This window comes from Haladaptatus pallidirubidus (genome assembly GCF_020700235.1).
In the GTDB taxonomy this organism is placed as follows: Archaea; Halobacteriota; Halobacteria; order Halobacteriales; family Haladaptataceae; genus Haladaptatus; species Haladaptatus pallidirubidus.
In genome coordinates, this window is sequence record NZ_CP085301.1 from 2,500,302 (window position 1) to 2,524,346 (window position 24,045).

22 protein-coding genes and 1 pseudogene are annotated in these 24,045 nt (G+C 59.0%); 13 read left to right on the forward strand and 10 right to left on the reverse strand.

The genetic code is table 11. The features are described 5' to 3' along the window. Nucleotides 1-101: 101 nt before the first annotated feature. The 3 genes from LIX15_RS13525 to trpB all read left to right on the forward strand — a co-directional run bounded on the left by LIX15_RS13525 (nucleotide 102) and on the right by trpB (nucleotide 4,756). Nucleotides 102-1,733, forward strand: a complete 1,632-nt coding sequence (locus LIX15_RS13525; RefSeq protein WP_227773701.1) for an alkaline phosphatase family protein — start codon at nucleotides 102-104, stop codon at nucleotides 1,731-1,733. A gap of 95 nt (nucleotides 1,734-1,828) precedes the next feature. Further along, on the forward strand, nucleotides 1,829-3,379 hold the full coding sequence (locus tag LIX15_RS13530; RefSeq protein ID WP_227773702.1) for an FAD-dependent oxidoreductase: 1,551 nt from the start codon (nucleotides 1,829-1,831) through the stop codon (nucleotides 3,377-3,379). Nucleotides 3,380-3,586: 207 nt separating this feature from the next. Further along, nucleotides 3,587-4,756 carry a tryptophan synthase subunit beta gene (gene trpB / locus LIX15_RS13535; RefSeq protein ID WP_227773703.1) on the forward strand — a complete coding sequence of 390 codons (1,170 nt, stop codon included), beginning with the start codon at nucleotides 3,587-3,589 and terminating at the stop codon, nucleotides 4,754-4,756. A gap of 213 nt (nucleotides 4,757-4,969) precedes the next feature. Here trpB and LIX15_RS13540 read toward each other — a convergent pair whose 3' ends face one another. The 3 genes from LIX15_RS13540 to LIX15_RS13550 all read right to left on the reverse strand — a co-directional run bounded on the left by LIX15_RS13540 (nucleotide 4,970) and on the right by LIX15_RS13550 (nucleotide 7,781). Further along, nucleotides 4,970-6,403 (reverse strand): S8 family serine peptidase, encoded by a 1,434-nt coding sequence (locus LIX15_RS13540; protein ID WP_227773704.1) that lies wholly within the window; start codon nucleotides 6,401-6,403, stop codon nucleotides 4,970-4,972. 115 nt (nucleotides 6,404-6,518) lie between these two features. Continuing rightward, the gene (locus LIX15_RS13545; protein ID WP_227773705.1) at nucleotides 6,519-7,010 is read right to left on the reverse strand and encodes a deoxyuridine 5'-triphosphate nucleotidohydrolase; all 492 of its coding nucleotides are present in this window, start codon (nucleotides 7,008-7,010) and stop codon (nucleotides 6,519-6,521) included. An 84-nt stretch (nucleotides 7,011-7,094) separates the two neighbouring features. Next, nucleotides 7,095-7,781 (reverse strand): hypothetical protein, encoded by a 687-nt coding sequence (locus LIX15_RS13550; RefSeq protein WP_227773706.1) that lies wholly within the window; start codon nucleotides 7,779-7,781, stop codon nucleotides 7,095-7,097. A gap of 117 nt (nucleotides 7,782-7,898) precedes the next feature. Between LIX15_RS13550 and LIX15_RS13555 the strand changes: the two genes are divergently transcribed. The 7 genes and pseudogenes from LIX15_RS13555 (at nucleotide 7,899) to LIX15_RS13590 (ending at nucleotide 14,806) form a co-directional block, all read left to right on the forward strand. Beyond that, entirely contained in the window at nucleotides 7,899-8,627 is a 729-nt protein-coding gene (locus LIX15_RS13555; protein WP_227773707.1) for a hypothetical protein, read from the forward strand. Nucleotides 8,628-8,741: 114 nt separating this feature from the next. Next, nucleotides 8,742-10,721 carry an aconitate hydratase gene (locus tag LIX15_RS13560; protein ID WP_227773708.1) on the forward strand — a complete coding sequence of 660 codons (1,980 nt, stop codon included), beginning with the start codon at nucleotides 8,742-8,744 and terminating at the stop codon, nucleotides 10,719-10,721. Between the two features lie 360 nt (nucleotides 10,722-11,081). Further along, nucleotides 11,082-11,426 carry a DUF6176 family protein gene (locus LIX15_RS13565; protein WP_227773709.1) on the forward strand — a complete coding sequence of 115 codons (345 nt, stop codon included), beginning with the start codon at nucleotides 11,082-11,084 and terminating at the stop codon, nucleotides 11,424-11,426. 149 nt (nucleotides 11,427-11,575) lie between these two features. Further along, nucleotides 11,576-12,046, forward strand: coding sequence for a ribosomal protein S18-alanine N-acetyltransferase (gene rimI, locus LIX15_RS13570; protein WP_227773710.1), 471 nt, complete (start codon nucleotides 11,576-11,578; stop codon nucleotides 12,044-12,046). A gap of 65 nt (nucleotides 12,047-12,111) precedes the next feature. Then, nucleotides 12,112-12,603, forward strand: coding sequence for a DUF5810 domain-containing protein (locus LIX15_RS13575; RefSeq protein WP_227773711.1), 492 nt, complete (start codon nucleotides 12,112-12,114; stop codon nucleotides 12,601-12,603). 24 nt (nucleotides 12,604-12,627) lie between these two features. Beyond that, entirely contained in the window at nucleotides 12,628-13,038 is a 411-nt protein-coding gene (locus tag LIX15_RS13580; protein WP_227773712.1) for a DUF5809 family protein, read from the forward strand. A gap of 100 nt (nucleotides 13,039-13,138) precedes the next feature. Beyond that, nucleotides 13,139-14,806: pseudogene (locus LIX15_RS13590) on the forward strand (acyl-CoA dehydrogenase family protein). A 29-nt stretch (nucleotides 14,807-14,835) separates the two neighbouring features. Here LIX15_RS13590 and LIX15_RS13595 read toward each other — a convergent pair. Beyond that, nucleotides 14,836-15,282 (reverse strand): metal-dependent transcriptional regulator, encoded by a 447-nt coding sequence (locus LIX15_RS13595; protein WP_227773714.1) that lies wholly within the window; start codon nucleotides 15,280-15,282, stop codon nucleotides 14,836-14,838. 564 nt (nucleotides 15,283-15,846) lie between these two features. On the opposite strand from LIX15_RS13595, the gene LIX15_RS13600 reads away from it, so the two are divergent. After that, nucleotides 15,847-16,395, forward strand: coding sequence for an NUDIX hydrolase (locus tag LIX15_RS13600; protein WP_227773715.1), 549 nt, complete (start codon nucleotides 15,847-15,849; stop codon nucleotides 16,393-16,395). Next, nucleotides 16,395-16,913: an NUDIX hydrolase gene (locus LIX15_RS13605; RefSeq protein WP_227773716.1), complete on the forward strand. Its 519-nt coding sequence runs from the start codon at nucleotides 16,395-16,397 to the stop codon at nucleotides 16,911-16,913. Before LIX15_RS13600 ends, LIX15_RS13605 begins: the two co-directional genes overlap by 1 nt. A 32-nt stretch (nucleotides 16,914-16,945) precedes the next feature. Here the strand turns inward: LIX15_RS13605 and LIX15_RS32830 are convergent, their stop codons facing one another. Then, nucleotides 16,946-17,080, reverse strand: a complete 135-nt coding sequence (locus tag LIX15_RS32830) for a hypothetical protein (protein ID WP_265338374.1) — start codon at nucleotides 17,078-17,080, stop codon at nucleotides 16,946-16,948. Nucleotides 17,081-17,191: 111 nt separating this feature from the next. Between LIX15_RS32830 and LIX15_RS13610 the strand changes: the two genes are divergently transcribed. Then, entirely contained in the window at nucleotides 17,192-17,539 is a 348-nt protein-coding gene (locus tag LIX15_RS13610; protein ID WP_227773717.1) for a rhodanese-like domain-containing protein, read from the forward strand. Nucleotides 17,540-17,823: 284 nt separating this feature from the next. Here LIX15_RS13610 and yciH read toward each other — a convergent pair whose 3' ends face one another. The 5 genes from yciH to LIX15_RS13635 all read right to left on the reverse strand — a co-directional run bounded on the left by yciH (nucleotide 17,824) and on the right by LIX15_RS13635 (nucleotide 24,020). After that, nucleotides 17,824-18,117, reverse strand: coding sequence for a stress response translation initiation inhibitor YciH (gene yciH, locus LIX15_RS13615; protein WP_049971819.1), 294 nt, complete (start codon nucleotides 18,115-18,117; stop codon nucleotides 17,824-17,826). Nucleotides 18,118-18,182: 65 nt separating this feature from the next. Further along, nucleotides 18,183-20,426, reverse strand: a complete 2,244-nt coding sequence (locus LIX15_RS13620; RefSeq protein WP_227773718.1) for a transglutaminase TgpA family protein — start codon at nucleotides 20,424-20,426, stop codon at nucleotides 18,183-18,185. Beyond that, nucleotides 20,423-21,472 carry a DUF58 domain-containing protein gene (locus LIX15_RS13625; RefSeq protein ID WP_227773719.1) on the reverse strand — a complete coding sequence of 350 codons (1,050 nt, stop codon included), beginning with the start codon at nucleotides 21,470-21,472 and terminating at the stop codon, nucleotides 20,423-20,425. The genes LIX15_RS13620 and LIX15_RS13625 overlap by 4 nt, the downstream gene beginning before the upstream one ends. A 1-nt stretch (nucleotide 21,473) precedes the next feature. Continuing rightward, nucleotides 21,474-22,472: an AAA family ATPase gene (locus LIX15_RS13630; protein WP_227773720.1), complete on the reverse strand. Its 999-nt coding sequence runs from the start codon at nucleotides 22,470-22,472 to the stop codon at nucleotides 21,474-21,476. Between the two features lie 240 nt (nucleotides 22,473-22,712). Then, the gene (locus tag LIX15_RS13635; protein ID WP_227773721.1) at nucleotides 22,713-24,020 is read right to left on the reverse strand and encodes an outer membrane protein assembly factor BamB family protein; all 1,308 of its coding nucleotides are present in this window, start codon (nucleotides 24,018-24,020) and stop codon (nucleotides 22,713-22,715) included. Nucleotides 24,021-24,045 lie beyond the last annotated feature (25 nt).

Here is a 24,045-nt window from a genome sequence, read left to right on the forward strand (position 1 = left end):
GCAATGAGTCTGGCGAGCGTCGCAGAACAGGTCCGATATAGTTCCTGTCCGACGGAAGAAACGAAACACGCTGGCCGAAACTACGTCCCGGGTGAGATACGATGAGCAACGTAGATGTTCTCCTTATCGGTATCGACGCGGGTTGTCTGCCAGTTTTCGAACGCCTCTACGAAGACGACGTTATTCCGAACATCCGGTCTATCTGTGAGGATGGTGCATCCGCCCCGCTCGAATCCCAGATGCCGCCGTGGACACCGAGTGCGTGGCCGTCGCTCTATACGGGCGTCAACCCCGGACAACACGGCGTCTGCGGGTTCGTCGGCTACGAGGGCTACGACTTCCACGTTGTCAGCGGAAACGATGTCGAGGAGCATTCGATATGGTCTCTGCTCGACAAACACGGTAAATCGAGCGTCGTCGTCAACGTACCCGTCACCCACCCGCCGGAGGAAATCGATGGCGCGATTGTTCCGGGATTCATCGGACCGGAAGACCCCCGGTGTTATCCGGAAGGGCTATTGGATGAGATTCGTGACGCAATCGGGGGGTATCGGGTGTACCCCAACTACACTCGCGGTGACACCCGACTATCCGACGACGAAAAGATGGACGAGTACACGAACCTCGTCCGAATGCGCGGCGAGGCGTTCCGCTATCTCACCGACAAACACGAACCGGACTTCGGGTTCGTCCAGTTCCAGAAGACGGATACCGTCTTTCACGAGTTCAACGGCGATTGGGAGAAGGTGAAAACCGTTTACGAAGAGGCCGACAAGCAGGTCGGCAAACTGCTTTCGGAGTGTGACCCGAACACGGTTCTCATCGCCAGCGATCACGGAATGGGCCCCTACGACAAGTACGAGTTCCGCGTCAACGAGTTCCTGCGCGACGAAGGCTACGTGAAGGCGCGGAAGGGTGGAAAGGGTATGCCGTCGTGGAATCCGATTCAGGAGGAACTCCGCGAAGGGAAGGATACGAAAACGTGGGAGCCGAGCACCTTTGAGCGAATGGCGGCGAAGATGGCCGAGTTCGGTTTCACCGCCCACCGGATCAGAACCGGGCTGGAAAAAGTCGGGCTGGCGGAAATCGCAAAGCAGTACGCGCCGAAAAACGTCGCCCGAACCGGCAACGAGCAGGTCGATTTCCCGAAATCGACCGCCTACATGCGCGCCCGAACCGAGTTGGGCGTCCGAATCAACTTGCGCGGCCGTGAACCACAAGGTATCGTTCCCCCCGACAAGTACGACGAAGTACGTAACGCCCTAATAGAAAAGCTCAGTGCGGTCGAAACGCCCGACGGCGAACCCGTGTTCGGCGAAGTCGCGCCCCGAGAGAAGTACTTCCACGGGAAAAACGCCGACAACGCCCCGGACATCGTGACGATTCCGAACGAGATGGGACAGTTCCTCTCCGCGCAACTGCTCGGCGATTACTTCGCGCCGCCGACCGAACCGTGGAATCACAAAATAGAGGGTATCGTGGCCGCGAAGGGACAGAGAATGGATCCGAACGGAATGCCGACGAAGGCCCATCTCTTCGACGTTGCGCCGACCATCATGTCCGCGTTCGGAATTCCGTACAGCGACCGAATGGACGGTGACGTGATTCCGGTCGTCGATGATATCGGCTCACAGAGCTATCCGGAGTACGACGAGGACGACGATGTTTCGATGGATCGCGAAGACGAAGCGGGCGTCGAGGAGCGACTGGCAGACCTCGGCTACATGCAGTAGTTTCGAATCGACGTATTCGATTCCATCGTTGAGCCTATCCGACAGGCGGCCATCCCCCTTATTCGCTTTGCTCCCGAACGTGTTCAGGGGTTTCCATGAACACGAACGACTCACCGGAAACGGACGGAGTACCGGGAACAGATGACCTGCCCGGAACGGACAGTTCACTTTGGCTCGAAACGACCGATACCACCGATTTCGAACCGCTTCAGGACGACCATCGAGTAGACGTTGTGGTCGTCGGCGGCGGTATCGCGGGTCTTTCCGCCGCGATGGAACTCAAAGATGCCGGACGAACCGTTTCAGTACTCGAATCCGACAGAATCGTCTCCGGAGTGACGGCGCGGACGACCGCCAAGTTGACGAGTCAGCACGGGCTCGTCTATCAGTCTCTCGTCTCCCAGTTCGGGCGCGACCGTGCTCGCCAGTACGCGGCGGCGAACGAGACCGCTATCGAAATCGTCGCCGAACGGGCGGAAGATTTGGAGTGTGATTTCCGTCGCCGACCCGCCTACACCTACGTTTCCGACGAAAAAGACCGTGGTCAGATTCGACGGGAAGTGAACGCCGCACGAAAGATCGGCTTGCCCGCCTCCTTTACGGAGGATGTTTCGGGTCCGTCGGACGCGGTGGCCGCGGTTCGGTTCGACGACCAAGCGCAGTTCCACCCGCGAAAGTATCTCCTCGGGCTAGCCGACGAGATTCCCGGCGACGGATGCGATATTTTCGAGAAAACGAAGGCGACTGGCCTCGATTCCGGTTCGCCGTGTATGGTCACCACGGAACGGGGAACCGTAACCGCGGATGCCGTCGTCGTTGCAACTCACTTCCCGTTTTCCGACCCGGCTGGATATTTCGCCCGTCAGTTTCCGAAGCGCTCGTACGTGCTAGCGACTCGAATCTCCGACCCGCAACCGGAAGGGATGTACTATCGCCCGGGCGAACCGTACTTCTCGATTCGCCCGCACGAAATCGGCGGCGAGGAGTTCGTCCTCGTCGGCGGTCAGAATCACAAGACGGGTCAGGGTGGCTCGACCGCCGACCGATACCGCGCCGTCGAGCGGGAGGCGAGAAACCAGTTCGACGTCGAGGAAGTGGTTTACCGGTGGTCGACGCAGGATTATCGAACGGTGGATTCCGTCCCGTTCGTCGGCCCGATCGCGCCGTGGATGGACGACATCTACGTCGCAACCGGGTTCGGCGGGTGGGGAATGACGAACGGTATCGCCGCGGGTCGGATTCTCGCCGACGAGATCGCCGGGTCGGGAAGCGAGTGGTCGGATGTCTTCGACCCCGGTCGGTTGCCGTCCCTGTCGGACGCGAAACCGCTCGTTCGAGAAAACACAAACACGGGAAAACGATTCGTCGAGGACTGGGTACGGAAACCGAACGTAACGCGCGAATCGAACGAATCACTTCCGCGAGGGGAGGCGCGCGTGACCGGGAAAAACGGAAGTGCTATCGCTGAATATCGGGACGAAGACGGCGAACTCCATCGCGTTTCGGCGGTTTGTACGCACCTGAAATGCGTCGTCGCATGGAACGACGCGGAGAAAACGTGGGACTGCCCGTGTCACGGGTCGCGGTTCGACTGTGACGGAAAAGTCCTCGATGGGCCAGCAGTTCGCGACCTTCCAAAGAAATAAGGCGTCTCTGCGAGCTGATTCGGTTGTGTTGAATCGATACGAAAATTATTAAATCACATACTGATGTCATAAAAATATTTACCGGATTGCTACACAACTGGTGGTGCGAACGGCATTCGTCCATAGATTTAGTATAAATGTGGGCATCTTTGTCTATCTCCGCACTTCGAAGCAGATTTATATACATGGGAGCGGAACGATTTCCCCATGTCCCAGAAAAATGCGACCGAGTTCGGAACGTTCGGTGGTCGACACGTTCCCGACGCGCTCGAAGAACCGCTCGAAGGACTCGCGGCGGCGTTCGACGAGATTTACGACTCCGACGAGTTCCAAGACGACTTTCGCTCCTTACTGGCAGATTTCGCGGGCAGACCGACGCACATTTACCACGCGAAGCGCCTCTCCGAGGAGTACGGCGCACGAATCTATCTGAAACGCGAAGACCTGCTTCACGGCGGGGCGCACAAAATCAACAACTGTCTCGGGCAGGCACTGCTCGCGAAAAAAGCGGGGAAGGAGCGTCTCATCGCGGAAACCGGCGCGGGCCAGCACGGCACCGCATCCGCCATGGTCGGCGCGCTGCTCGACATCCCCACAGAAATCTACATGGGGAAAAAAGACGCCGAACGCCAGAAGATGAACGTCTTCCGCATGCGCCTGATGGGCGCCGAGGTGAACGAAGTCACCCACGGCGACTCAGGCCTCGCGGACGCGGTGGACGCCGCGTTGGAGGATTTCGCGCAGAACATGGAGGATACCCACTATCTCGTCGGGAGCGTCGTCGGCCCCGACCCGTTCCCGCGAATGGTGCGTGACTTCCAGTCGGTCATCGGCGAGGAAGCGAGAAAGCAGATGCAGGAGAAAACCGGCGGACTCCCCGACGCCGCCGTCGCCTGCGTCGGCGGCGGGTCGAACGCCATCGGGCTGTTTCACGCCTTCCGTGACGACCCGGTGGAACTGTACGGCGCGGAAGGCGGCGGCGAGGGTTCGGATTCGAAACGCCACGCCGCGCCGCTCGCCAGCGGAAAAACCGATATCCTGCACGGGATGCGAACCCGAATCTTGAACGATGACGTGGACGTTCACTCCGTTTCGGCGGGGCTGGATTACCCCGGCGTCGGTCCGGAACACGCTCAGTTCCGCGAATCCGGCCGTTGTGAGTACCACGGCGTCACCGACGATGAAGCACTCGCAGCCTTCCGCGAATTGAGCGAACTGGAGGGGATTATTCCCGCGCTCGAATCCAGCCACGCCGTCGCGCTGGCGAAGCAGATTGCTGAAGACAAGAACGAGGACGACGTGATTCTCATCAACCTGAGCGGTAGAGGAGACAAAGACATGGAACAGGCTGCCGAAATGTTTGACTTGGGAGAGTAGACCGAGTCAGAATTTTCCGACTTTCTGGTCACTCGTTCTGACGACAGTTCGAACAAAGTCCGTCTTTGAGGTACACTCCAAGCACCTGTTCTCCACATTCGTCACATTTTTCCAATACGTCTGAAGACATCAGTCGATTCGACTGTGGTAGTTGTATAAAAATATTCGTGTCGATTTCGGTGTCGGACTGGTTCTGATTCCGAAAATCCCAGCTCAGTAGTCCACGAGGGTCACGTCGCTGTACGTCGCCATGTTCCCGTTCTCCGCACGGGTCACGGCGGACTGGGCGTTTACGAATCCGGAACCAGCGTTCCACGGTTTGTAGTCGCTTACTGCGTCTTCTGCCTCCGCCGTAATCGTGTTCAGCAGTTCTGCGGGTGTCGGCGATCCGCCGTTGTTTTGCCGATAGGCATCGACGACGAGGGTGGCGATTCCGGCGACCGCTGGACAGGCCATGCTCGTCCCGCTGATGGTCGCGTACCACAGGTCAGTGTCGGCCCCCTGTAGGTTGAGTGGATGCGTCGGAGCCATCGTGCTAACGATGGCGTTTCCGGGCGCACCGATTCCCGGTCGATAGATTCCGAGTGGACCGGATGCTGACCCCCCGTTGCGGTACTGCTCCAAATTATCGAGCGCAGTCTTGCGCTCCCAGTTGCTCGGGCTAGTGCTCGCCTTGCGCCCGCGCGAGGAGAAGTCCGTAACCGTCTTGTCGTCCCTCGTCGCGGCAACACCCAGTACGTTGGGTGCTTTTGCATACTGATTGAGCGTGTTCGTGTCCGGGCCGGAGTTGCCTGCCGCGAACACGGGCAAGAGGCCCTCCTTCCAGGCCTCCCACGTAGCGACGTTGAGCGCGTCGTCCGGGTTGAAGTCTTCGCCGTTCGAGGAGCCGTAGGAGTTCGAGACGATGGAGATGTCCGTCTCGCCCGCCTTCTGCCGCGCGAGCAGGTGGTCGAACGCGGCCACCGGTTTCACGATGAGCAGTGCCAACCCCGCTGAATAGACGGTGAGGTCGGCGTCGGGAGCCATCCCTCTCTGCTGACCGTCGCTTTCCGTTCCGTCACCAGCGACCGTCCCAGAGCAGTGAGTTCCGTGACCGTTGTCGTCGGTGTCTAAGTCCCCGGCCGGAACCCAGAGGGTCGGTTCGCCGAGCGGGTTGCCCGCCCACCGCCAGTTCGCCACGAGGCTCGAATCGAGGTCGGGGTGGTTCCCGTCTACTCCCGAGTCGATGACTGCGGTGTGAACGCTGTCTCCGGTGTAGCCGCTCGACTGCACCTCGGAAACGTTCGTCACCTCCCGCGTATCCTCGTTGTAGTAGTCGAGTTCGACGTTCTTCTGTATATACTGAACCGAGTCCCAGTCGGCCAGCGTTTTCAATTGATTCACCGAGAGTTCGGTGTAACCGATAGGAAGTACTTCGAACTTGTGGTAGCCATTTACGAGATCAAGTGCGCCCAACTGGTCGACATCGTCGTTGGTATCGAACACGACGAGGGACTGCTGTAGCGCGCTCGTCGCGAGGTCGAACGCGCTGTCGATAATCCCGTCACCCGCACTCGCAGTGCCGCTGAATGGTATTGCCGACGCGACCGCCGCCGCGCCAGTTGCTTTCAGAAATTGCCGCCGTCCGTGTGGTTGGGTATCAACCATCCCGAATTCAACTCTGAAATAAATAAACTAAACATTTTCCGCCAAGAGTTGAAAAATCTCCCACCATGTAATTTCCGGAAAAATGACGGTAGATCAACTGATTTGTCGTTTATTTCTACGGAACCGGTTCGATGTTCTCGCCCTGATAGTCGCCGTCGTAAGTGGTTTCGTGGCTTGCTTCGCCGAAAACGAGTTGCGCGATTCGAGCCCCTCGTTCGAGTTCGATGTCGTGGTGAACCTGGAGCAATCCTTCACCTTTGCCCTCGTAGCCTGCGTCCCAAACCGCCGTGTTGAGCATACAGGAGTTTCGCATGAGGGACGAGCGCGGGTAGATGTAGCCGACGTGACTTCCGGGAATCCGTACCGTTTCAGCGTACTGGACGATGTAGGCTCCCTTCGGAAGGTAGTACGTCTCCGGCACGTTTTCGCCGACCTGTTCGGATTCGATTCGCTGTCGGTCGCCGATTTCCTTCTCGTCCCGACCGATTCGACCGGAATCGCGCTGTTCGTACACCGCCTCCAGCGTCAAATCGACCCCGTTGGGTTGTATCTGCTCGTCTGTGGTTTCCGCGATGTGCTCTGCAACGAACGATCCACTTCGGAACATGATACAATGACGAAGACGAGGAAGCAAAAGCCTATCTTTCTTGCCCGCCCGTATCTCCACCTCTCTCGCTCGAATCGTCCAGTCTCACTCGATACGCTCCATCGACCCGACGGTTGCACCATCCGCAACGTCAATTTCCTCGGCTCGAACGACTTCGACGCTGGCGTTGGAACCGAGGCTGACCTGGTCGCCGACGACCGTCCCAACATCAACGTAATCGAGGGCGACATCGTCACCCTCGATGAATTCCGCTCGGAGGAATCCATTGGGTCGGTGTCGCGTGACGACGACCGACTCACCGACGAGATGCGAGATGACGGAGTCGGAGACGAGGTCGAACCCGATTTCGTTCGCTTCGACCTGCTCCGCCTCGATGGCTCCTTGAATCCGAATCGCGTCCGCGTCGAGCGTTGTCAGGGTAACTGCACCGGTTGCCTCGAACTGGTTCGCTTTCACGTCTTCGAGATGAACCGATCCCGAACATTCGAACTCGTCAGCGCGAGTCACCCCATCTACCGACAGCGACCCGGATACAGCGATGTGATTCGCGGTTGCATCTCCGGAAATTTCGGTTGCACCGGACACTTCGACCGACTCACAGCGAAGGTCACCGTGCGCGGTTACTGCTCCCGAAAACGACGCGATATCGACGCGAACGCCACGTTCGACAGTTAGAACACCCGAAACGTCCAGTTGTTCGGCATCGATTTCATCGAAGGCGGTCACGCCTGAAACTCGGATTCGCTCATCTCGACCGGTGTGTGATTGCATCACTACCGGCGTTCGGCGACCTACCTGATAAATCTATGCACTAGTTGTGAGTCTATTGTGAGTTCAATGTGTGTTCTATCCCAAAGGGTTATATCGGACGCGCCGGTAGGCACTATCATGAGTCGGGAGATACGCATCAGCATCGACGACGACGAAGTGTTCGAACGCTTGAAGCGACGAAAACGGGAACTCGACCTCTCGTGGGAGGAGGCGCTCCGTCGTGGATTGGAACGCGTCCGCTACGAATCCGGGTCGCCACGCCGAAGTGACCATTCCTCCCATTCTCCACATTCATCTCATGTTGGTCACTCATCGCACTCACACCGCTCGTCGCACTCGCGTCATTCCCCCCGGTCGCCCAACTCCGGCCAGGAACGCCCGAGTCCGTTCGATCCCGATTTCGGGGAACGACTTCGGCAGGAAATCGAGAGTTCAGTTCAGGAGTCGATGCACGCGGTCGAAGAGTCGATACACGGGATTCACAGCGGTCTCGACGTTGAAATCAACCAATTGGAGGACGCCGAAGATGCGATGCTCTCGTTTCCGTTCTTGGACGACGAGCAGGCAAGGGTGCCACTTCGCGTGAATCTCGAATCGAGCGCCGACGGCCTCTCCGTCGAGGTGGTGGCGGTTCGCCGCGGAAAGGATACTGCGACGTCGAACCGATTCGCCGACGACCAGCGGGCGCAAGTGAACCGACGACTCGCGCAAGGCGAAACGGTTCGACTAGAGTTACAGAACGGAACCGAAACCTACGATGTCATTCCGGCGCTCTCGTGGGGGCGTGCCGACGACGGTACACCAACCGTGACCGACGTTTCGGTCACCGATGTTCAATTTAGCTGAACCTCGCATTCCATTCTTTCGCGATAATTGCCGGACAAGAGCCGAATTTACCACGAATGATGAAAACGTAAACACGCGGGATTTATACCTCCGGAGGGCCGATATTCGTCCGATATGGGACAAACACTGACGGAAAAGATTCTCGACGACCACCTCGTCGAGGGCGAACTCGAAACCGGTGAAGAAATCGGAATCGAGATTGACCAAGTTCTCACGCAGGACACGACTGGAACCCTCGTTTGGCTCCAGTTCGAGGCGCTCGACATGGACGAAGTCCAGACTGAAGTCGCCGCCCAGTACTGCGACCACCAAACCTACCAGTTCGACTTCAAAAACACGGACGACCACCGATTCCTTCGCTCGGCGGCGGGCACCTTCGGCGCACACTACTCCCGTCCCGGCAACGGTATCTGTCACAACGTCCACAAGGAGAACTTCGCCGCACCCGGCAAGACGATGCTCGGTTCGGACTCCCACACGCCGACTCCCGGCGGTCTCGGCGAACTCGCAATCGGTTCTGGCGGTCTCGACGTCGCGGTTGCCATGGGTGGCGGTCCGTACTACATCGAGATGCCCGAAATCGTCAGCGTCCGACTCGAAGGCGAACTCCCGGACTGGGCAACCGCCAAGGATGTTATCCTCGAGATGCTCCGTCGTTTCTCCGTAAAAGGCGGCGTCGGCAAAATCTTCGAATACACCGGCCCGGGCGTCGAAACGCTCACCGTTCCCGAGCGAACGACCATCACGAACATGGGCACGGAACTCGGCGCGACGACCTCCATCTTCCCGACCGACGAGGAGACGAAAGATTGGCTCTCCCGACTCGGCCGCGAAGACGAGTACGCTGAACTCAAACCTGACGACGACGCGGAGTACGACGACGAAATCGTCATCGACCTCTCCGACCTCGAACCGCTCATCGCAAAGCCGTCGATGCCGGACAACGTCGTTCCTGTTCGCGAAGTCGCCGGTGAAAAGGTTGACCAAGTCATCCTCGGTTCCTGTACGAACGGTGGCTACGAGGATATCCTCCCCGCCGCGAAGATGCTCGAAGGTCGCACGATCGACCGGAAAACCGACCTCATCGTCGCACCCGGTTCCAAACAGGCCTCCGAGATGCTCGCCCGCGAGGGCTGGGTCGCGGAGATGATGGCGGCCGGCGTCAACTTCTCCGAAGCGACCTGCGGTGCCTGTATCGGTATCGGTCACGTTCCGGCGTCCGACTCCGTCTCGCTGCGAACCTTCAACCGCAACTTCGAGGGCCGTTCCGGTATCGAGGACGACTCGGTCTACCTCTGTTCGCCGGAAGTCGCCACGGCGGCGGCACTCAAAGGCGAAATCGTCGACCCACGCGACCTCGCCGACGAACTCGGCGACATGGATGCACCGGGCATCGAAATAGGCGAGAAATACGGTACCAGCGCCGACGACCCCGACCTCATCGCCCCCGACGAGGCCGTGGACGACGACCTCATCAAAGGCCCGAACATCGGCGATGTCCCGCTGAAGGACGAACTCGAATCCGAACTCGCAGGCCCGGCCCTGCTCAAGATGCAGGACAACATCACGACCGACCACATCATCCCGGCAACGCAGGACATCCTGATGTACCGGTCGAACATCCCGAAACTCTCCGAGTTCACCCTCTCGCGCGTCGACGACTCGTTCGCACAGCGCGCACTTGACGCCGACGGTGGTTTCCTCGTCGCTGGCGAGAACTACGGACAGGGTAGCTCCCGCGAACACGCGGCCCTGTGCCCGATGTTCCTCGGTGTCGAAGGTGTCCTCGCACAGAGCTTCGCCCGCATCCACAAGGCGAACCTGTTCAACTTCGGTCTGCTCCCCCTCGAAATCGACGCGGACGATTACGAGAAGATCGAACAAGGCGACGACATCGAAGTCGTTGACGACGTTTCGGAGGCGGTTCGCTCCGGTCAGGAGGAGTTCACGGTTCGCGTGAACAACGACTGGGAACTCACCGCAACCCTGGACGCCTCCGAGCGAGAACGCCGTATCCTCGCCGACGGTGGCAAGCTCTCGCACACGAAAAAGCAGGCCGAATCCGGCGACAGCCCGGCACCTGCTGACGACTAGAACCACCTTTCAGCTACCACCTTTTACGACGGTCGAGAGACGAAGAGCGGCGCGAATCACGCCGCTCTTCGCCTGCTTCTTTGGAAAAGATGGACCAAAAGCACCGTCAGAACTTGTCTCTGACGAGCCATTCGCTCGCTTCACTCATGAAGTCACTCCTCTTTCATTTCGCACGAAAAGCCTCGCTAAGCGAGGCTTTTCGGCTCCACTCAGTCGTCGGCCCGCTCGCTCGTCGCTCCTTGCTCGCGGAGAGTGTGCTGGCTTCTGCGGTTGGTTGGCCTGCTGTAACTGTGATTTTGATTATGGTTGCTTCAAGTAGTTGGCATAGCTATAAGTCTGCTCTCCTGCTCTTTGTCCGATATGACCGATGTCGTGCTGATAAAACAGAAGATCAGGCCGGGAAAAACGGAGCGTCTGAAAGAGTGGTCCGAGGAAGTCCGAGCGCAGAAAGACGAAGCGATTGTGACGCTCCAAAACGAGGGGATGCACGCCGAATCCGCCTTCATCGAGCGAACTGACGAAGGCGACTTCTTGGTGTACTACATGAAAGCGGAGAACAACCACGAAGTGTACGAATCGTTCGAAAATTCGACGCACGAAATCGACCGAGAACACGAGAACGTCATGCGGGAAACGCCCGAAAACGTGGAAGATGTCGGTGAGTACGAGCTTCTCTACCATCTCGACAATCCACATTTGCCCTAAGTAACCAACTTCCACAACCGCCAGCGTACTATCTGTTCACCGGAAAATCGATGATTTTCCGGGCCGACGGCCGCCGTCGGTTCGCGCGCCTGCCACCGTCGTAAAAGGTGGTAGTTAGAAGTTTAGTCTTGCACGTTGAAGCCCCACCCGTGACAACTACCGCGAACGAGGCGGACGCACCGACGATTCGTCCCGCCGAAGACGCGGACTTGCTCGCCGTCTTCCGAATCGAGAAGGCGTCGTTTAGCCAACCGTGGCCGTTTTCGGCGTTTCAGCGATACGTCGGAGAGCCGACGTTTCTCGTCGCCGTGGGCAACTCCAAAATCCTCGGCTACGTCGTCGCGGACATCGTGCCGAACCACGGACGGGCGCTCGGCCACATCAAAGACCTCGCGGTACATCCCGACCGCAGAGGAGAAGGAATCGGACGGGTGTTGTTGGCGCGCGCGCTCAACGGACTTCGGGTACGGGGTGTTCACTCCGTCAAACTGGAAGTGCGAGAGAGCAACGAAACCGCGATTTCGCTCTATCAGGAGTTCGGCTTTCACTACTTTCGAACCGTGCCGCGCTACTACGGTGACGGGGAAAGTGCGCTCGTGATGATAGTCGAACTCGACTAAGTCGAATCGGCACGTGAATCCTCCGAACTGAACCGTTTTTCCGTCTGTGTTTCCTACGGGGCGATATGGGATTTGCGTGCCCGGTCTGCGAGACGCCACAGTCCGACGGGGAACACCTCGCCAATCACCTCGCGTTCGCCGCGATGCTCGGCGACGACGACCACGAAACGTGGTTGAACGAGTATACGCCGGGATGGAACGAACAGAGTCCGGACGAACTCGCATCCCGCGTCACGGAACACGCCACGGAGGAGGAGTATCCGCAGGTGTTCGAGGACACGGTTCACGACCATGGCCACCAGCATCACGGTCAGCAGAGTCACAACCACCGACACGGCCACGACCAACAGCACGGACAACAGGGCCACTCCTTCGAAACCGAACTGCAGCAAGCCGGCGGCTACGGGCGAGATGCGAACACGGGTTCGGAAACCCAATCCATTTTGAACGAGGCGCGCCGGATGACCGAGGAGATGCTAAAGGGAGACGAGACGGAAGACGACGACGAGGCCACGAGCGACGATTCGAAGGACGAAGACGAGGGCGAAAACGAATAGTTCCCGGCCTGTGAACCACCGGACATGGAAACTCACGGGATTTTCACCCCCGAGGACGAGGCCGCAGCGCGCGAACAGTACGAATCCGTCGGCCTGTCGGCACAGACCGTCGTCAAGGAGACGGCGAAAGCGATGGACTTTGACCGCGAAGAGTACGGCGAGCGCGTGACGAGCGAGGTGGTCGAAACCGCACGGGACGCCCTATTTGCTTCGCTTCTCTCCGTCACGACCGGAACTCGAGATGAGTTCGAGAACGCGATTCCGGACGATTTCGACGTTCGCGTCGAGGGAAGCGACAACGTAGAACGCGCCGCGTGGCACGTCGCACCCGCCGCGGAAATCGTCGTCGCTGCGACCTACCACGAAAAGGAAGCGGCGGCGATTGCGACCCTCCAGCGAATCGCCTTCGGTCGCGTCTACCGGGATATCGTTTAATTAGTTCGCGCCCGATTCGTTCGGTAGTATTACGTCAAACATCGTACAAATCGACCATTCCTTCCCTCTCGACTACGCCCAGTTCGAAAGCGGCCGCGGAATGAACTACTGGGTGTACGATCCCGTTCTTCGCTCCGAAGTCACCCGAACCGGCGCGAGCGACTGAGCGAAAAACCGATTCGCGGAGTTCGGCGCACTCGTCGGGAAAGAAATTGCCGACAATTCGGACGTAATCGACCGTCACAGCCCGGAACTGCATCGTTACGACCGATTCGGAACGCTCGTCAACGAAATCGAATACCACCCGGCCCAGCTAACGAACGAGAAACTGGTGTACGGTGCGGGTATCGTCTCCGACTCCTTTCGGTCGCCGCCTGGTAGGGACACTCCCGAATCCATTCTCCACCATTTGACGATGGACTACTTGCTAGCCTACGCGGACGTTGGTTTGACCTGCCCAGTCGCCATGACTGCCGGTGTCGCGCTCGTCTTGGAACGCTTCGACGACGGTTCCCTGTCCGATTTCTTCGACCGATTGACGACCCGCGACTACGACGACCTTCTCCAAGGGGCGATGTTCCTCACCGAACGCCAGGGCGGAAGTGACGTGGTAGCGACCGAAACCGTCGCAGAGCAGGCGGACGACTGCTGGCGACTCACGGGGGAAAAATGGTTCTGCTCGAACGTCGATTCCGGCGCGATACTCACGCTCGCCCGGCGACCGGATGCACGCGGAGGAACTGCCGGACTTTCTCTGTTTCTCGTTCCCGAAACGAAACGCGATGGCGAGCAAAACGACTACTACATCCGCCGCCTGAAGGACAAACTCGGCACCGTGAGCGTCCCGACTGCGGAAGTCGAGTTTCGAGGGACGGAGGCCTACCTCGTCGGCGAAACCGAGTCCGGATTTAAATACATGTCCGAGATGCTCAACCTCGAACGAATCGCCAACGCCTTTGCCTCGTGTGGACTCATCGGTCGGGCGCTGTTGGAGAGCAAGGTTCGTGCCGCGAACCGGGAGGCGTTCGGCCAGCATATCGACCGATATCCGTTGATGCGCCGGGATTTGGTGGAAATGGCCGTCGCGCACGAAGCGGCGACGGCATTCACGTTCGACGCCGGAAAGGAGTTCGAACGCTACCATCGAGGCGACGAGGACGCCTTCGCGTTGATGCGTATGCTCGTCCCGATTGCGAAGTCGAGAACCGGACGCATGGCTGTCGATGTGGCGTCTTACGCGATGGAGATTCAAGCTGGAAACGGCTACGTGAACGACTTCATAACCCACCGCCTTCTACGGGATGCACAGGTGCTTCCGATTTGGGAGGGAACCTCAAACGTTCTTTCGCTCGACGTGCTTCGGTCGATGGCTCGGGAAAACGCACACGAACCGGCGCTAAACCGCGTTCGGGAACGACTCGACGATGTAAAACACGATGACCTCGCCGACCTCGTGGAAACGACGCGCGGCGAACTCGGCGAGTTAGAGGGCGCGGTGACCTCGCTGGCGACCAGCGACGACGACTACGCACAACTCCACGCGAAGGAACTCGCGGCGTACATCTTCGACGTCTACACCGCCGGTCTCTTGCTCGCGGAAGCAGACCGGGAGCTCGCGCAGGGACGCGACCGAAAATCAGTGGTTGCTCGGCAGTTCATCACCGACAGTTTCGGCGCTACATTCCCCCGCGGAATCGAGAGCGGTGAGCAACTTTCGATGGACGCGTTCGAGAAAATTGTTCGATTCGAGTCCGCCGGGTCGCAGTAGGTTCGAGTTGCGGTCGGGAGCGGTTTCGTTCAGTTCGGGACGTGTTCCTCGCCACGAACGTCGTCACAGCACTCGCTGTACTCGGTTTGGGGCGCACTGCACTGCCCGGCGCACGGGTGGTCGATTAGTTCACGGAGTCGGGTCGCGACCTCATCCGAGAGGGCTTGGCCCATCTCGCGTGCGTCCTCGGGACTTTCGATTTCGAGGTCGTCTTCGAGGAAGTTCTCGGCGAGACAGTGCTTCCACATCACCTCGCGAGCCGTCTCTTCGCCCTCTTCGGTGAGTTTCGCGCCCTTGTACTTTTCGTAGGTTGCGAGGTCGCGCGATTCGAGCGTCGTTAGCATTTCCGTGACGCTGGCGGCGCTCACATCGAGGGCAGTCGCCAATTCTCCGGTTTTTGCCGGGCGGCCGGTGCTCTTGCTGACGAGATGAATCGTGCTGAGGTAGCGCCCGACGCTCGCGGAAACCTCACTCATCACCTAGGTCTGTGTGCAGGACGGGCATAAATCCATCCCTCAAGATCACCACCTTTTACGACGGGAGAGGCCCAGTATCCGGGTCTCTCTCTGTAAAAGCTGGACTAAAAGCACGGCGCTCCTCCCGATGGTCGTCGCTTGGCCCGCTCGCTCGTCGTTTCACTCCTCGCTCGCGGTGAAATACTAGCCCTCTATCGGCTGTATAATTTGCATCGAACGACGGCAAGCCGACCAGCCACTTTGGACGCGCGGTGAGGCCAGTTCGCGTCTGCCGCGCGAACTGGCCGAACGCCCGGGGAGGAGAGGGGAGTACGAGGGAAGCGGTCTGCCTCGATTGCGAGCGGGGAGACGACCCCCGAGCGCGAAGAAGGGCGAGTGTGCCGACCGCTGGCGCACTCGTCCGTATGCGGTTGCGGTAATTTGTAGTCGTGATTTGCAGTCGCAATTTCGGCGATTGTTCTGTCGCCAGAACTCTCACTCTCTCCGCATCCGATACTGATTCACTTCCCTACTCCCCACTGCCATTCTCCCGCTTTTAAGCCCCGTCCCCGACATTCCACAGGTATGACCGACGACTGGCGCGACCACGACTGGCCGGTGCTCGAATCCGAAGTCGAATACGAAACCGGCTGGTACACCGGCGGCTACGATCTCGTAGAGCAACCCAACGGAACGACGAAAAAATACTACTGGGCCGAACTCCCGCCAGCGGTGGTCGTGCTGGCGCTCGCGGGCGACGAAATCGTCTTCGTGGAGCAGTATCGCCCCGCGATTGGGGAAGCCTGTCTGGAATGTCCCGCCGGAATCGTCGAGGACGGCGAATCCTACACCACTGCGGGAGCGCGAGAACTCCGCGAGGAGACGGGATTCGAAGCCAACAGCCTCGCACTGCTCGAAACGTTCTGGGTTGCGACCGGCGTTCTGCGCCACGAACGCGGCATCGTCTTCGCCGAGGGATTGACACCGACCGAGCAAAATCTGGACGACAACGAATTTCTCTCGGTGCGGTCGATTCCCGCTGAGGACGCCTTGGATGCGGCACGCGAGGCGCCCGCCAACGACGCGACTATCGAAGCACTGCTCCTCGCCACCGAGGCCGGTCTCATCGACTGATGAACTGGAAACGCAGAGCGAGACGGGGCCTGTCGTTGTTCAGTCACGCCGTCGGCTACGATTCCATCGAACGACCCGACGGGAAACGCGTCCGTCGGCTGTGGTTCGACCCGCCGGATTCGGTTGCCATCGTGGCGCGGGCGGGCGACGATCTCGTGCTTATCGAGGAGTACAGACCCCGACTCGGGAAGACGATGCTGTCCTGTCCGGCGGGACGAATCGACTCCGGCGAGTCGTTCGAGCGGGCGGCAAAGCGGGAACTCCGTGAGGAAACTGGCTACGAGGCGGGGAACGTCCAATTACTCGAAACCTACTATCCGACGGCGGGAATGCGAAAGCGCCGCGGGATCGTTTTCGCGGAAGATCTCACGCCGGGGAATCAGCGCCTCGAACCTGACGAGTTCATCGAGGTCAGAACCGTTCCGGTCGCGGAGGCAATCGAGGCGGTTCACGCTGGCCCGATTTGTGGCTGGTCGCTCCCGCCGTTGCTGGTCGCACAGGAAGAAGGACTACTCTGATTTTCTCCGTCGGTTCGCCTCGCTCCTCGTCTCTACTCGTTCGCTCGTTTCCGTTTGTTCCCCCGCCGTCCTCGAATCGCTCGAAGTTCCGGCGTACTCTTTCCTTTCGGTTTGTCCTCTCGGCCGGGGTTGGGAATCGCCGTCACGACCATCGATTTTCTCGACATGAATTCGTCAAATGGTACCAAACGACAAAAACGTTCGGTCGCTTCGAGATGCCGGTCGTCGCCCCGCGGTGACCGGGTCGCTTATTCCGTCGGCGTCCATACGAGGTGTCGATGGACGCCGAAATCTCGACAGACGACGTTCACGAACTCGTAGAGTCAGACGCCGACGTGCGAATCGTCGACATCCGACCGGAGTCGCAGTTCGACGGCGGTCACATCCCCGGGAGCGAAAACATCCCCTTCCACGCGCTTCCACAGCGCGTCTCGGAGTTGGAGGATGCAGACCGCGTCGTAACCGTCTGTCCGCTCGGAAAATCGAGCGTGCAGGCCGCCCGACTCATCGACTCATACGAAGGAATCCCCGAAGACACCCGCGTCGAAAGCATGGCGGGCGGACTGAACGACTGGGAACACGACCTCGAATCGGCCGATGGCGTCGAATCCGACGCACCGTTCTGATTCTGTCTCTTCCTCGGCAACGATATATAACTATACGTTACTGCTTATCAATGTGTTTTTCATAACTAATCGTGATGCCCGTTAGCATGCGTAACGTTGATATTCGACAACCTGTGGCAATCTGTCTGTCTTGTATTTTACCCGAAACGAAGGTCGTCCTCGTCGTTTTTAGCGAACGAAGCTGGAAATTCCGCCACCGAGTTCTCAATGACCGTCTCGAAAAAATAGCGGCGTAGCTCCGTCCTGTCTTTCGCTTCTATTTCAAAAACGACCGTGAAATTCGGTTAGGCGACGTTAAATCCTTTGTCGCGGAGGAAATCCTCGACGCGCCCGGTGTGGTTACCTTGAAGTTCGATTTGCCCCTCCTCGACCGTGCCACCGCAAGCGAACTTGGATTTCAAGTCTGAGGATAGGGTGTCCAAATCTACGTCTTTGGGGTCGAATCCTTCGATAATCGTTACCTCTTTTCCGTAACGGCGCTCGTCGATGCGAATGGTGATCTGCTGGGATTCTTTTGCGACGTCTTCGCAGACGCAAAGCTCCTGAGGCAGCCCGCACGTCGAGCAGACTTCCGACATTACGCATGGGGCTACGAAAGCAACCTATTAAACACTGTCGGGTATGTTGCCATATCGGATGGTGTTTATTCACTTGGTTTCCGACGTTTCGATCCGCGAACGATGTCATTTACGAGCGACACCGCCTCGTCTGCGTGTTCTCGACTTACATCGCCAGCATATCGCGCCTGTTCGTACAGCGAGCCGACACGTCGTGCCCGGTCGTCCACGCCAACGTGCGAGAGCGAAGAGATGTACTCGCGCGGTGTCTCTCCCCGTCGTCGTACACGATGCTTCTGCGCCAGGTGGTACTCCAGTCGATCGAACGCCCGCTTCACGTCCGTCTCCGGTTTATCACGCGGTTGCCAGCGAACCCACACCGCCCGGTACGCCCGTTGGAGTATGCCGCTTCGTCTGGCCGTGAGCAACACTCCGATGGCCAGCAGGCCGCCGTACAGCAGTTGTCCCCTCGACGGTAGCCCGACGGGAATCGCGCCCTCGTCGTCGGTCGATGCGTTCGTCGTTGTTTCGGTCGGCGTCACCGCACTAGTTAGCTCGCCGAGGTTGGGATTTTCGGAGTTACCGTGGTCGGGTTCAGGACCATCCTCTCCATCGCTAGTGGAATCGTCCTCGTCAGTCGTGGTGGTTGTCGTCGTTGTCGTGGTGGTCGTCGTCGGTTCCGGTGTCCACGTTCCGTTCTCGCTTTCATCTGTATCGACGCCGCTTTCGCCGTTCGCGCGCGCATCATCGACAATCGCCTGTTCCGCGTCCGAGCGCGAGTCGCTCGGCGTCGGGTCGAATCGAACCCATCCGGTGTCCGGGAAGTATACTTCAACCCACGCGTGCGAGTCGAGGCCACGGACGACCCACTTGTCCTCCGAAACGCGCTGTCCCGACGTGTAGCCGGTGACGAACCGCGCCGGAACCCCTTGCGTTCGGAGCATCGTCACCATCGACGTAGCGTAGTACACGCAGTAGCCCTCTTCCATCTCGAAGACGAACGAATCCGCGATGTTACCGTCTGGGCGCTTGACGTCGAGGGAGTATTCCTTATTCTCCTCCAACCACGACTCGATGAGAACCGCCTTCTCGTACGGATTATCCGCGTCTGCGGTAATCTCACTCGTCTTCTGTTTCAGTCGATCCGACGTCGACCCTGGAAGTTGCGAGTACTGGCGTTCTAGCTCGGATGGGTAGTCGGTTCCCGCATCGCGCAACGTCTCGGGGTCTTTGGTTGGAACACGACTGCGTACACTGTACGTTTCGCCTTTCGTTAGCGCGCTCTTCGGCGACAGACTTCCAGCGCTACTCAGTCGGGTTCGGTCGTCCATTCCGCCCGCCACGCGTATCGGTTTCCACGCCGCAGGCATCGCGTTGGCGCGGTCTGCTTTCACGGTGAACGTCTGTCGAACTTCGTGTGAACTTCCGGGTGGTGGCGACTGGTCTTCGTACGGCCGACTGCTACCGGTTCGGATCCAGTCGCTGCCCGTGTATTTGTCGTAGGAGGCTACCTTCCAATAGCCGCCACGATTCGCCGTCACGGTGTACTGTACCTTCGGCGAGAGTTCGATGCTTCCCTGAATCGAAACGCGTTGTTCGTTACTGATGAGGCCGCCGCCCTTTCCGGAACCACCGCCGCCGCTCGGAAGAATCGGACTCACACTGCCGCCCGGAACGACGCTTACCGTCGTCGAAAGCAGTACCATCGCGACCAATGCTACGGCCAGCACGTCCATCTGTGCGATGGTGCCGCCGTACCGGGACATCGTCCCGAAGGCGACGATACCGAGTGCGCCGACCATTCCGGTGAGCGTCACGAACGCCCCGGCGTCGCCCGTGAGGACGAAAAAGCCGAGCACTGCCCCGCCGCTCGCGGCGGCGAGGCCGTACCGTCGCCGAAAGACGAGATACCACGGGACGAAGACGGCGGCCGGTGCGACGTTCAACGCCCACGTCGCTATCTCGCGCATCATCTCGACCGATAATCCGGTCAACAGCGCGACGGTGTCCGCGATGATGCGGTCCGCCTGTTCCAACGAGAGATACGCACCGGGAACCGTCGCGTAATAACTAAACAGTCCGAGGGCGAGCAACACCGCACCGAGAACGAACGCGGTCCACGCCGGAAGCTTTCGCGCCAACACCGTGGCTCCGACGAGCGCCCCCGCGACCAGCAACAACAGATCGTCCGCGACGCCGACGACGTTCGTAATACGGTAGAGAATGCTCAGATACGACCCGATGAGTACCGCCGTCGAACAGACGGCGAGCCAGTGATATGGTATTGCTACGCCACCGAACCGGAGACGGTCGTCCTGTATCGTACTCATCGTGGCTCTCCTTTGTTACGCTCGATTCGGCCGTTCACGCCGCCGTCGGCACGCGCCGACGGCGGCGACCCTCCTCCACTCGACGCGAAATCATCGAACGACAACGTTCGTCCGGCGAACTGGATTTTCGCGCCTTCGTGCGCGGTCAGTCCGCGGACGACGATGTCCGCTTGTCCTCGTTCGCGTTCGTGAACGTGCCCGCTTTTCATGCGTGCGAGCAGCGTGAGAACGTCGGTCTGCTGTGAATCACCGAAATCGGGCGGTATCCGGCTTTCGGGCGTCGTCAGCCCGACGGAAATTCCCGCAGCGAGCATCGCGTCGGCGATGCTCGCCGCCGCGTCCGCTACGACATCGACGCGGCCAGCATCCGCCTCCGCCGTGATTTCGATTTGCTGGCGCTCTTCTTCCGTTTCGAACTCCTTGATGAACAAGTCGTCCGCCGGTCGTTTCGCGCTCGATTTCCAGTGAACGTCTCGCAGGGGGTCGCCGCGCTCGTATTCGCGCAGTTGGTTGAATTCGCGTCGCGCCGAGACGCCGAGGCTCTCTTCGAGCGCGGAGACGGTTTTCATACCATCGACCGGATGAATCCGCGGAAAGACGAGTATCGACTCGCGCACCTGATGGGTGAACGTCCGCCGAAACAGGCCGAACACGTCCTCGGCGACGATTCGCACCGGACCGATCGACTGCTCGCCGCGCTTTGCGAGTCGAACGTCGTAGTCGATTTCCGTCTCGCCGATGCTGGTTTCGACCGGTTTGTTCCCGTATTCGAGTCCGTCCGCGAGCCCCAGCGAAACCCGTCCTGCGAACGGGTCGGGTGCCGAAAAATCGAGCGTGATGGTCGCCTCCTCCTCACGAAACCCAACGCTCGGTGCCGAAACGGTGAGATTCGGATGGCTCGTTCGTTTCAGTTGGACGTATCCGACGACCAGCGCGACGAAAATCGGGCCGACGACAGCGTTCAACGATCGTGCCCCGAAGAAAAACGCCATCGCGACCCCGAGGATAGCTACGCCGAGGAATCCCTGTCCGCGTCGCGTCAGCATCTCATTCCACCGGAACGTTGTCGAGGGCGGCTTGAACGACAGCCTTCCCTTCCTCGCCGCCCATCGTGCCGGAGGTGCCGCGGACGCGGTGACTCAACACCGTCTCGGCTTCCAACTTTACGTCGTCGGGGACGACGTACTCCCGTCCTTCGAGGATTGCCCGCGCTTGTGCCACGCGAAGCACGGCGATTGATCCGCGGGGACTCACGCCGAGTTGCCCGTGGTCGCGGGTGTAGTTCGCCAGTCGCGTGACGTACTCGCGGACGGGTTCCCGAACCGTCACCTGAGACACGGTGGCCCGCGCTCGGCGGATATCGCTTGCGCTCGCAACTGGGTCGAGTCGGCGAATCGGATGCTCGCCGACGACCCTGCGGAGCACTTCGGATTCGTCCTCCGGGTTCGGATAGCCCAGCGAGAGTTTTTTCATGAAACGGTCGATTTCCGCCACCGGCAGTTCGTAGGTTCTGTCCTGTTCGATGGCGTTCTGCGTGGCGATAACGGTGAACGGTCGCGGCACGTCGTGCGTGGTTCCGTCGATGGTGACCTGCTCTTCTTCCATTGCTTCCAGCAGAGCGGCCTGCGTCTTCGGCGGCGCGCGGTTGATTTCGTCCGCGAGGACGACGTTGCCGAAAATCGGGCCGGGCTGGAACTCGAACTCGTGAGTTTTCTGGTTGAAGATGTTGACGCCGGTCACGTCCGACGGAAGGAGGTCGGGCGTGAACTGCACGCGCTTAAACGAACAGTCGATGGAGCGCGCCAGCGACCGTGCCAACATCGTCTTTCCGACGCCGGGAACGTCCTCCAACAGCAGATGACCGCCCGCGAGAATCGTCGTCAAAATGTGCTCGGCCGCGTCGTGTTGCCCGACGATGACGTGTTCGATATTTTCGATGATTCGCTGCGTCAAATCCGCCGCATCTTCGATAGAGAGTGGGTCCGCAAGCTCGTCTGTCGGTCGTTCCACATGTGTCGGCTCGGGGTCTTTGTTAGCTTCCTTCATGCTCTAAATGCCGGTATTAGGTCGTGACGGGTTCGAATGGCACCTGTCGGAGACGCAAAAGTCCCCTCTCGTTATGCGTACTATGGGGACGTAGCTTTGTAACTTTTGTCGCTATTCAAAGAGTTGTTTGGTTTACTGTTGAATACTTTGTGTATTGGTGTTTACTCGATTGGGACAAGTCGATGGACGTATTTTCTCCGCGCGTTGCTCACGGGTTCTGTCAGTGTTGTCGCCTCTCGGTCATCCGATGAGACAGTGTCCGAATAGTTTGGTGTTGCACTCCGCGATTGCGGACAGACGACCGTCGTTGGTACTGACGAAAACGAGTTCCTCGGTGACTGCGGGGACACTCATCGTATACCGGTTTCTTCCCATCGAGAATTGCCCGCGTTTTTCTCCCGTGTTCGCATCGACGACGAACAGTTGGCCGAACGTGGTCTCCTTCTGCTTACTACCGTTCACGTACACCGAATCTCCTGCGACCACGGGAGTCGTCTTGAGTTCGATTCGCCGCTTTTCGCTCTTCTGTCCGCCGAATTCCCACACGCGTTCACCGGTATCGACCCTTCTGGCTTGAAGGTCGAACTTCCCGACGTGGTACACCAATCCGTTCGCCACCGCAAGGCCGGAATCTGGCCACCGATACCCCGCTGATTTTCGCCACTGTTGTCTCCCGCTTTCGCGGTCGAACGCGGCGACGGCGATGTCGTTTTCCTCCCTTTTGTCGTTTGTGAGTCCGACAAACAACTGTCCGTCCGCAATACTCGGTGTTCCGTGTACGGGGATGTATCGCCGCCACAATTCTTGCCCGTTCGTTATATCGAGCGCAACGAGACAATCTCCCGAAAACGGCACGTACACGATCCCATCTGCGGCCGATTGTTGCCACATCCCCGAAAGCTCCGGAAATTCGGTTTGCCACCGTTCGCTTCCATCGTCCGGGTCGATCCCGAACACTGTCTCCGGTTCCCCCGTTTCCTCCACAGACGTATTGTATGTTCCCGTGACGATAGTATCGTCCGTCACGATTGGCGAAACGATATCGGGTGTTTGCTGGCCTCTGTAGAGATTGTCGAACGTCCACCGTGGCGTCCCATCGATTCCCACTGCTTTCAGTCCCGGTTTCGTTTGCACGAAAATACGGTTTCCGCGGAGGACGAGCGAGTCGGACACGTAAAAGTAGTGGAATTCGTCCGTGTGCCATAGTTCGATCTTCCACTGCGACTTCCCAGTTTTGGCGTCAAACGCTTCCAGCCATGCACCTCCCCGTTCTTCGTTCGTCGCCTCACGAGAGTAGCCGTGATAGATACGTCCGTCTTTAACCACGGGTGAGACCGTTACAACGCCCCTATTTTTCCAGTCGCGATGCCACACTTCGTAGAGCGAAGTCGTTGGCCCGCTGCTTCGAGAAGAGCCGGTACGTGCGTTATCGATTGCCCGTTGAGACCACGTTCCTACTGTAGAGGGAGAGTCAAGTGTCACACACCCTGCGAGAGATGTAAGCGCGAGGCCACTGCTTGCGAGAAATGTTCGACGATTGGAAGCCATTACTGAACGATAAAATCAGATAGAA

Bases quoted from the DNA above. Each gene is read 5' to 3' on its own strand.
- LIX15_RS13525 (WP_227773701.1), top strand. From the start codon at position 102: ATGAGCAACGTAGATGTTCTCCTTATCGGTATCGACGCGGGTTGTCTG.
- LIX15_RS13530 (WP_227773702.1), top strand. From the start codon at position 1,829: ATGAACACGAACGACTCACCGGAAACGGACGGAGTACCGGGAACAGAT.
- trpB (WP_227773703.1), top strand. From the start codon at position 3,587: ATGTCCCAGAAAAATGCGACCGAGTTCGGAACGTTCGGTGGTCGACAC.
- LIX15_RS13540 (WP_227773704.1), bottom strand. From the start codon at position 6,403: ATGGTTGATACCCAACCACACGGACGGCGGCAATTTCTGAAAGCAACT.
- LIX15_RS13545 (WP_227773705.1), bottom strand. From the start codon at position 7,010: ATGTTCCGAAGTGGATCGTTCGTTGCAGAGCACATCGCGGAAACCACA.
- LIX15_RS13550 (WP_227773706.1), bottom strand. From the start codon at position 7,781: ATGCAATCACACACCGGTCGAGATGAGCGAATCCGAGTTTCAGGCGTG.
- LIX15_RS13555 (WP_227773707.1), top strand. From the start codon at position 7,899: ATGAGTCGGGAGATACGCATCAGCATCGACGACGACGAAGTGTTCGAA.
- LIX15_RS13560 (WP_227773708.1), top strand. From the start codon at position 8,742: ATGGGACAAACACTGACGGAAAAGATTCTCGACGACCACCTCGTCGAG.
- LIX15_RS13565 (WP_227773709.1), top strand. From the start codon at position 11,082: ATGACCGATGTCGTGCTGATAAAACAGAAGATCAGGCCGGGAAAAACG.
- LIX15_RS13575 (WP_227773711.1), top strand. From the start codon at position 12,112: ATGGGATTTGCGTGCCCGGTCTGCGAGACGCCACAGTCCGACGGGGAA.
- LIX15_RS13580 (WP_227773712.1), top strand. From the start codon at position 12,628: ATGGAAACTCACGGGATTTTCACCCCCGAGGACGAGGCCGCAGCGCGC.
- LIX15_RS13595 (WP_227773714.1), bottom strand. From the start codon at position 15,282: ATGAGTGAGGTTTCCGCGAGCGTCGGGCGCTACCTCAGCACGATTCAT.
- LIX15_RS13600 (WP_227773715.1), top strand. From the start codon at position 15,847: ATGACCGACGACTGGCGCGACCACGACTGGCCGGTGCTCGAATCCGAA.
- LIX15_RS13605 (WP_227773716.1), top strand. From the start codon at position 16,395: ATGAACTGGAAACGCAGAGCGAGACGGGGCCTGTCGTTGTTCAGTCAC.
- LIX15_RS32830 (WP_265338374.1), bottom strand. From the start codon at position 17,080: ATGTCGAGAAAATCGATGGTCGTGACGGCGATTCCCAACCCCGGCCGA.
- LIX15_RS13610 (WP_227773717.1), top strand. From the start codon at position 17,192: ATGGACGCCGAAATCTCGACAGACGACGTTCACGAACTCGTAGAGTCA.
- yciH (WP_049971819.1), bottom strand. From the start codon at position 18,117: ATGTCGGAAGTCTGCTCGACGTGCGGGCTGCCTCAGGAGCTTTGCGTC.
- LIX15_RS13620 (WP_227773718.1), bottom strand. From the start codon at position 20,426: ATGAGTACGATACAGGACGACCGTCTCCGGTTCGGTGGCGTAGCAATA.
- LIX15_RS13625 (WP_227773719.1), bottom strand. From the start codon at position 21,472: ATGCTGACGCGACGCGGACAGGGATTCCTCGGCGTAGCTATCCTCGGG.
- LIX15_RS13630 (WP_227773720.1), bottom strand. From the start codon at position 22,472: ATGAAGGAAGCTAACAAAGACCCCGAGCCGACACATGTGGAACGACCG.
- LIX15_RS13635 (WP_227773721.1), bottom strand. From the start codon at position 24,020: ATGGCTTCCAATCGTCGAACATTTCTCGCAAGCAGTGGCCTCGCGCTT.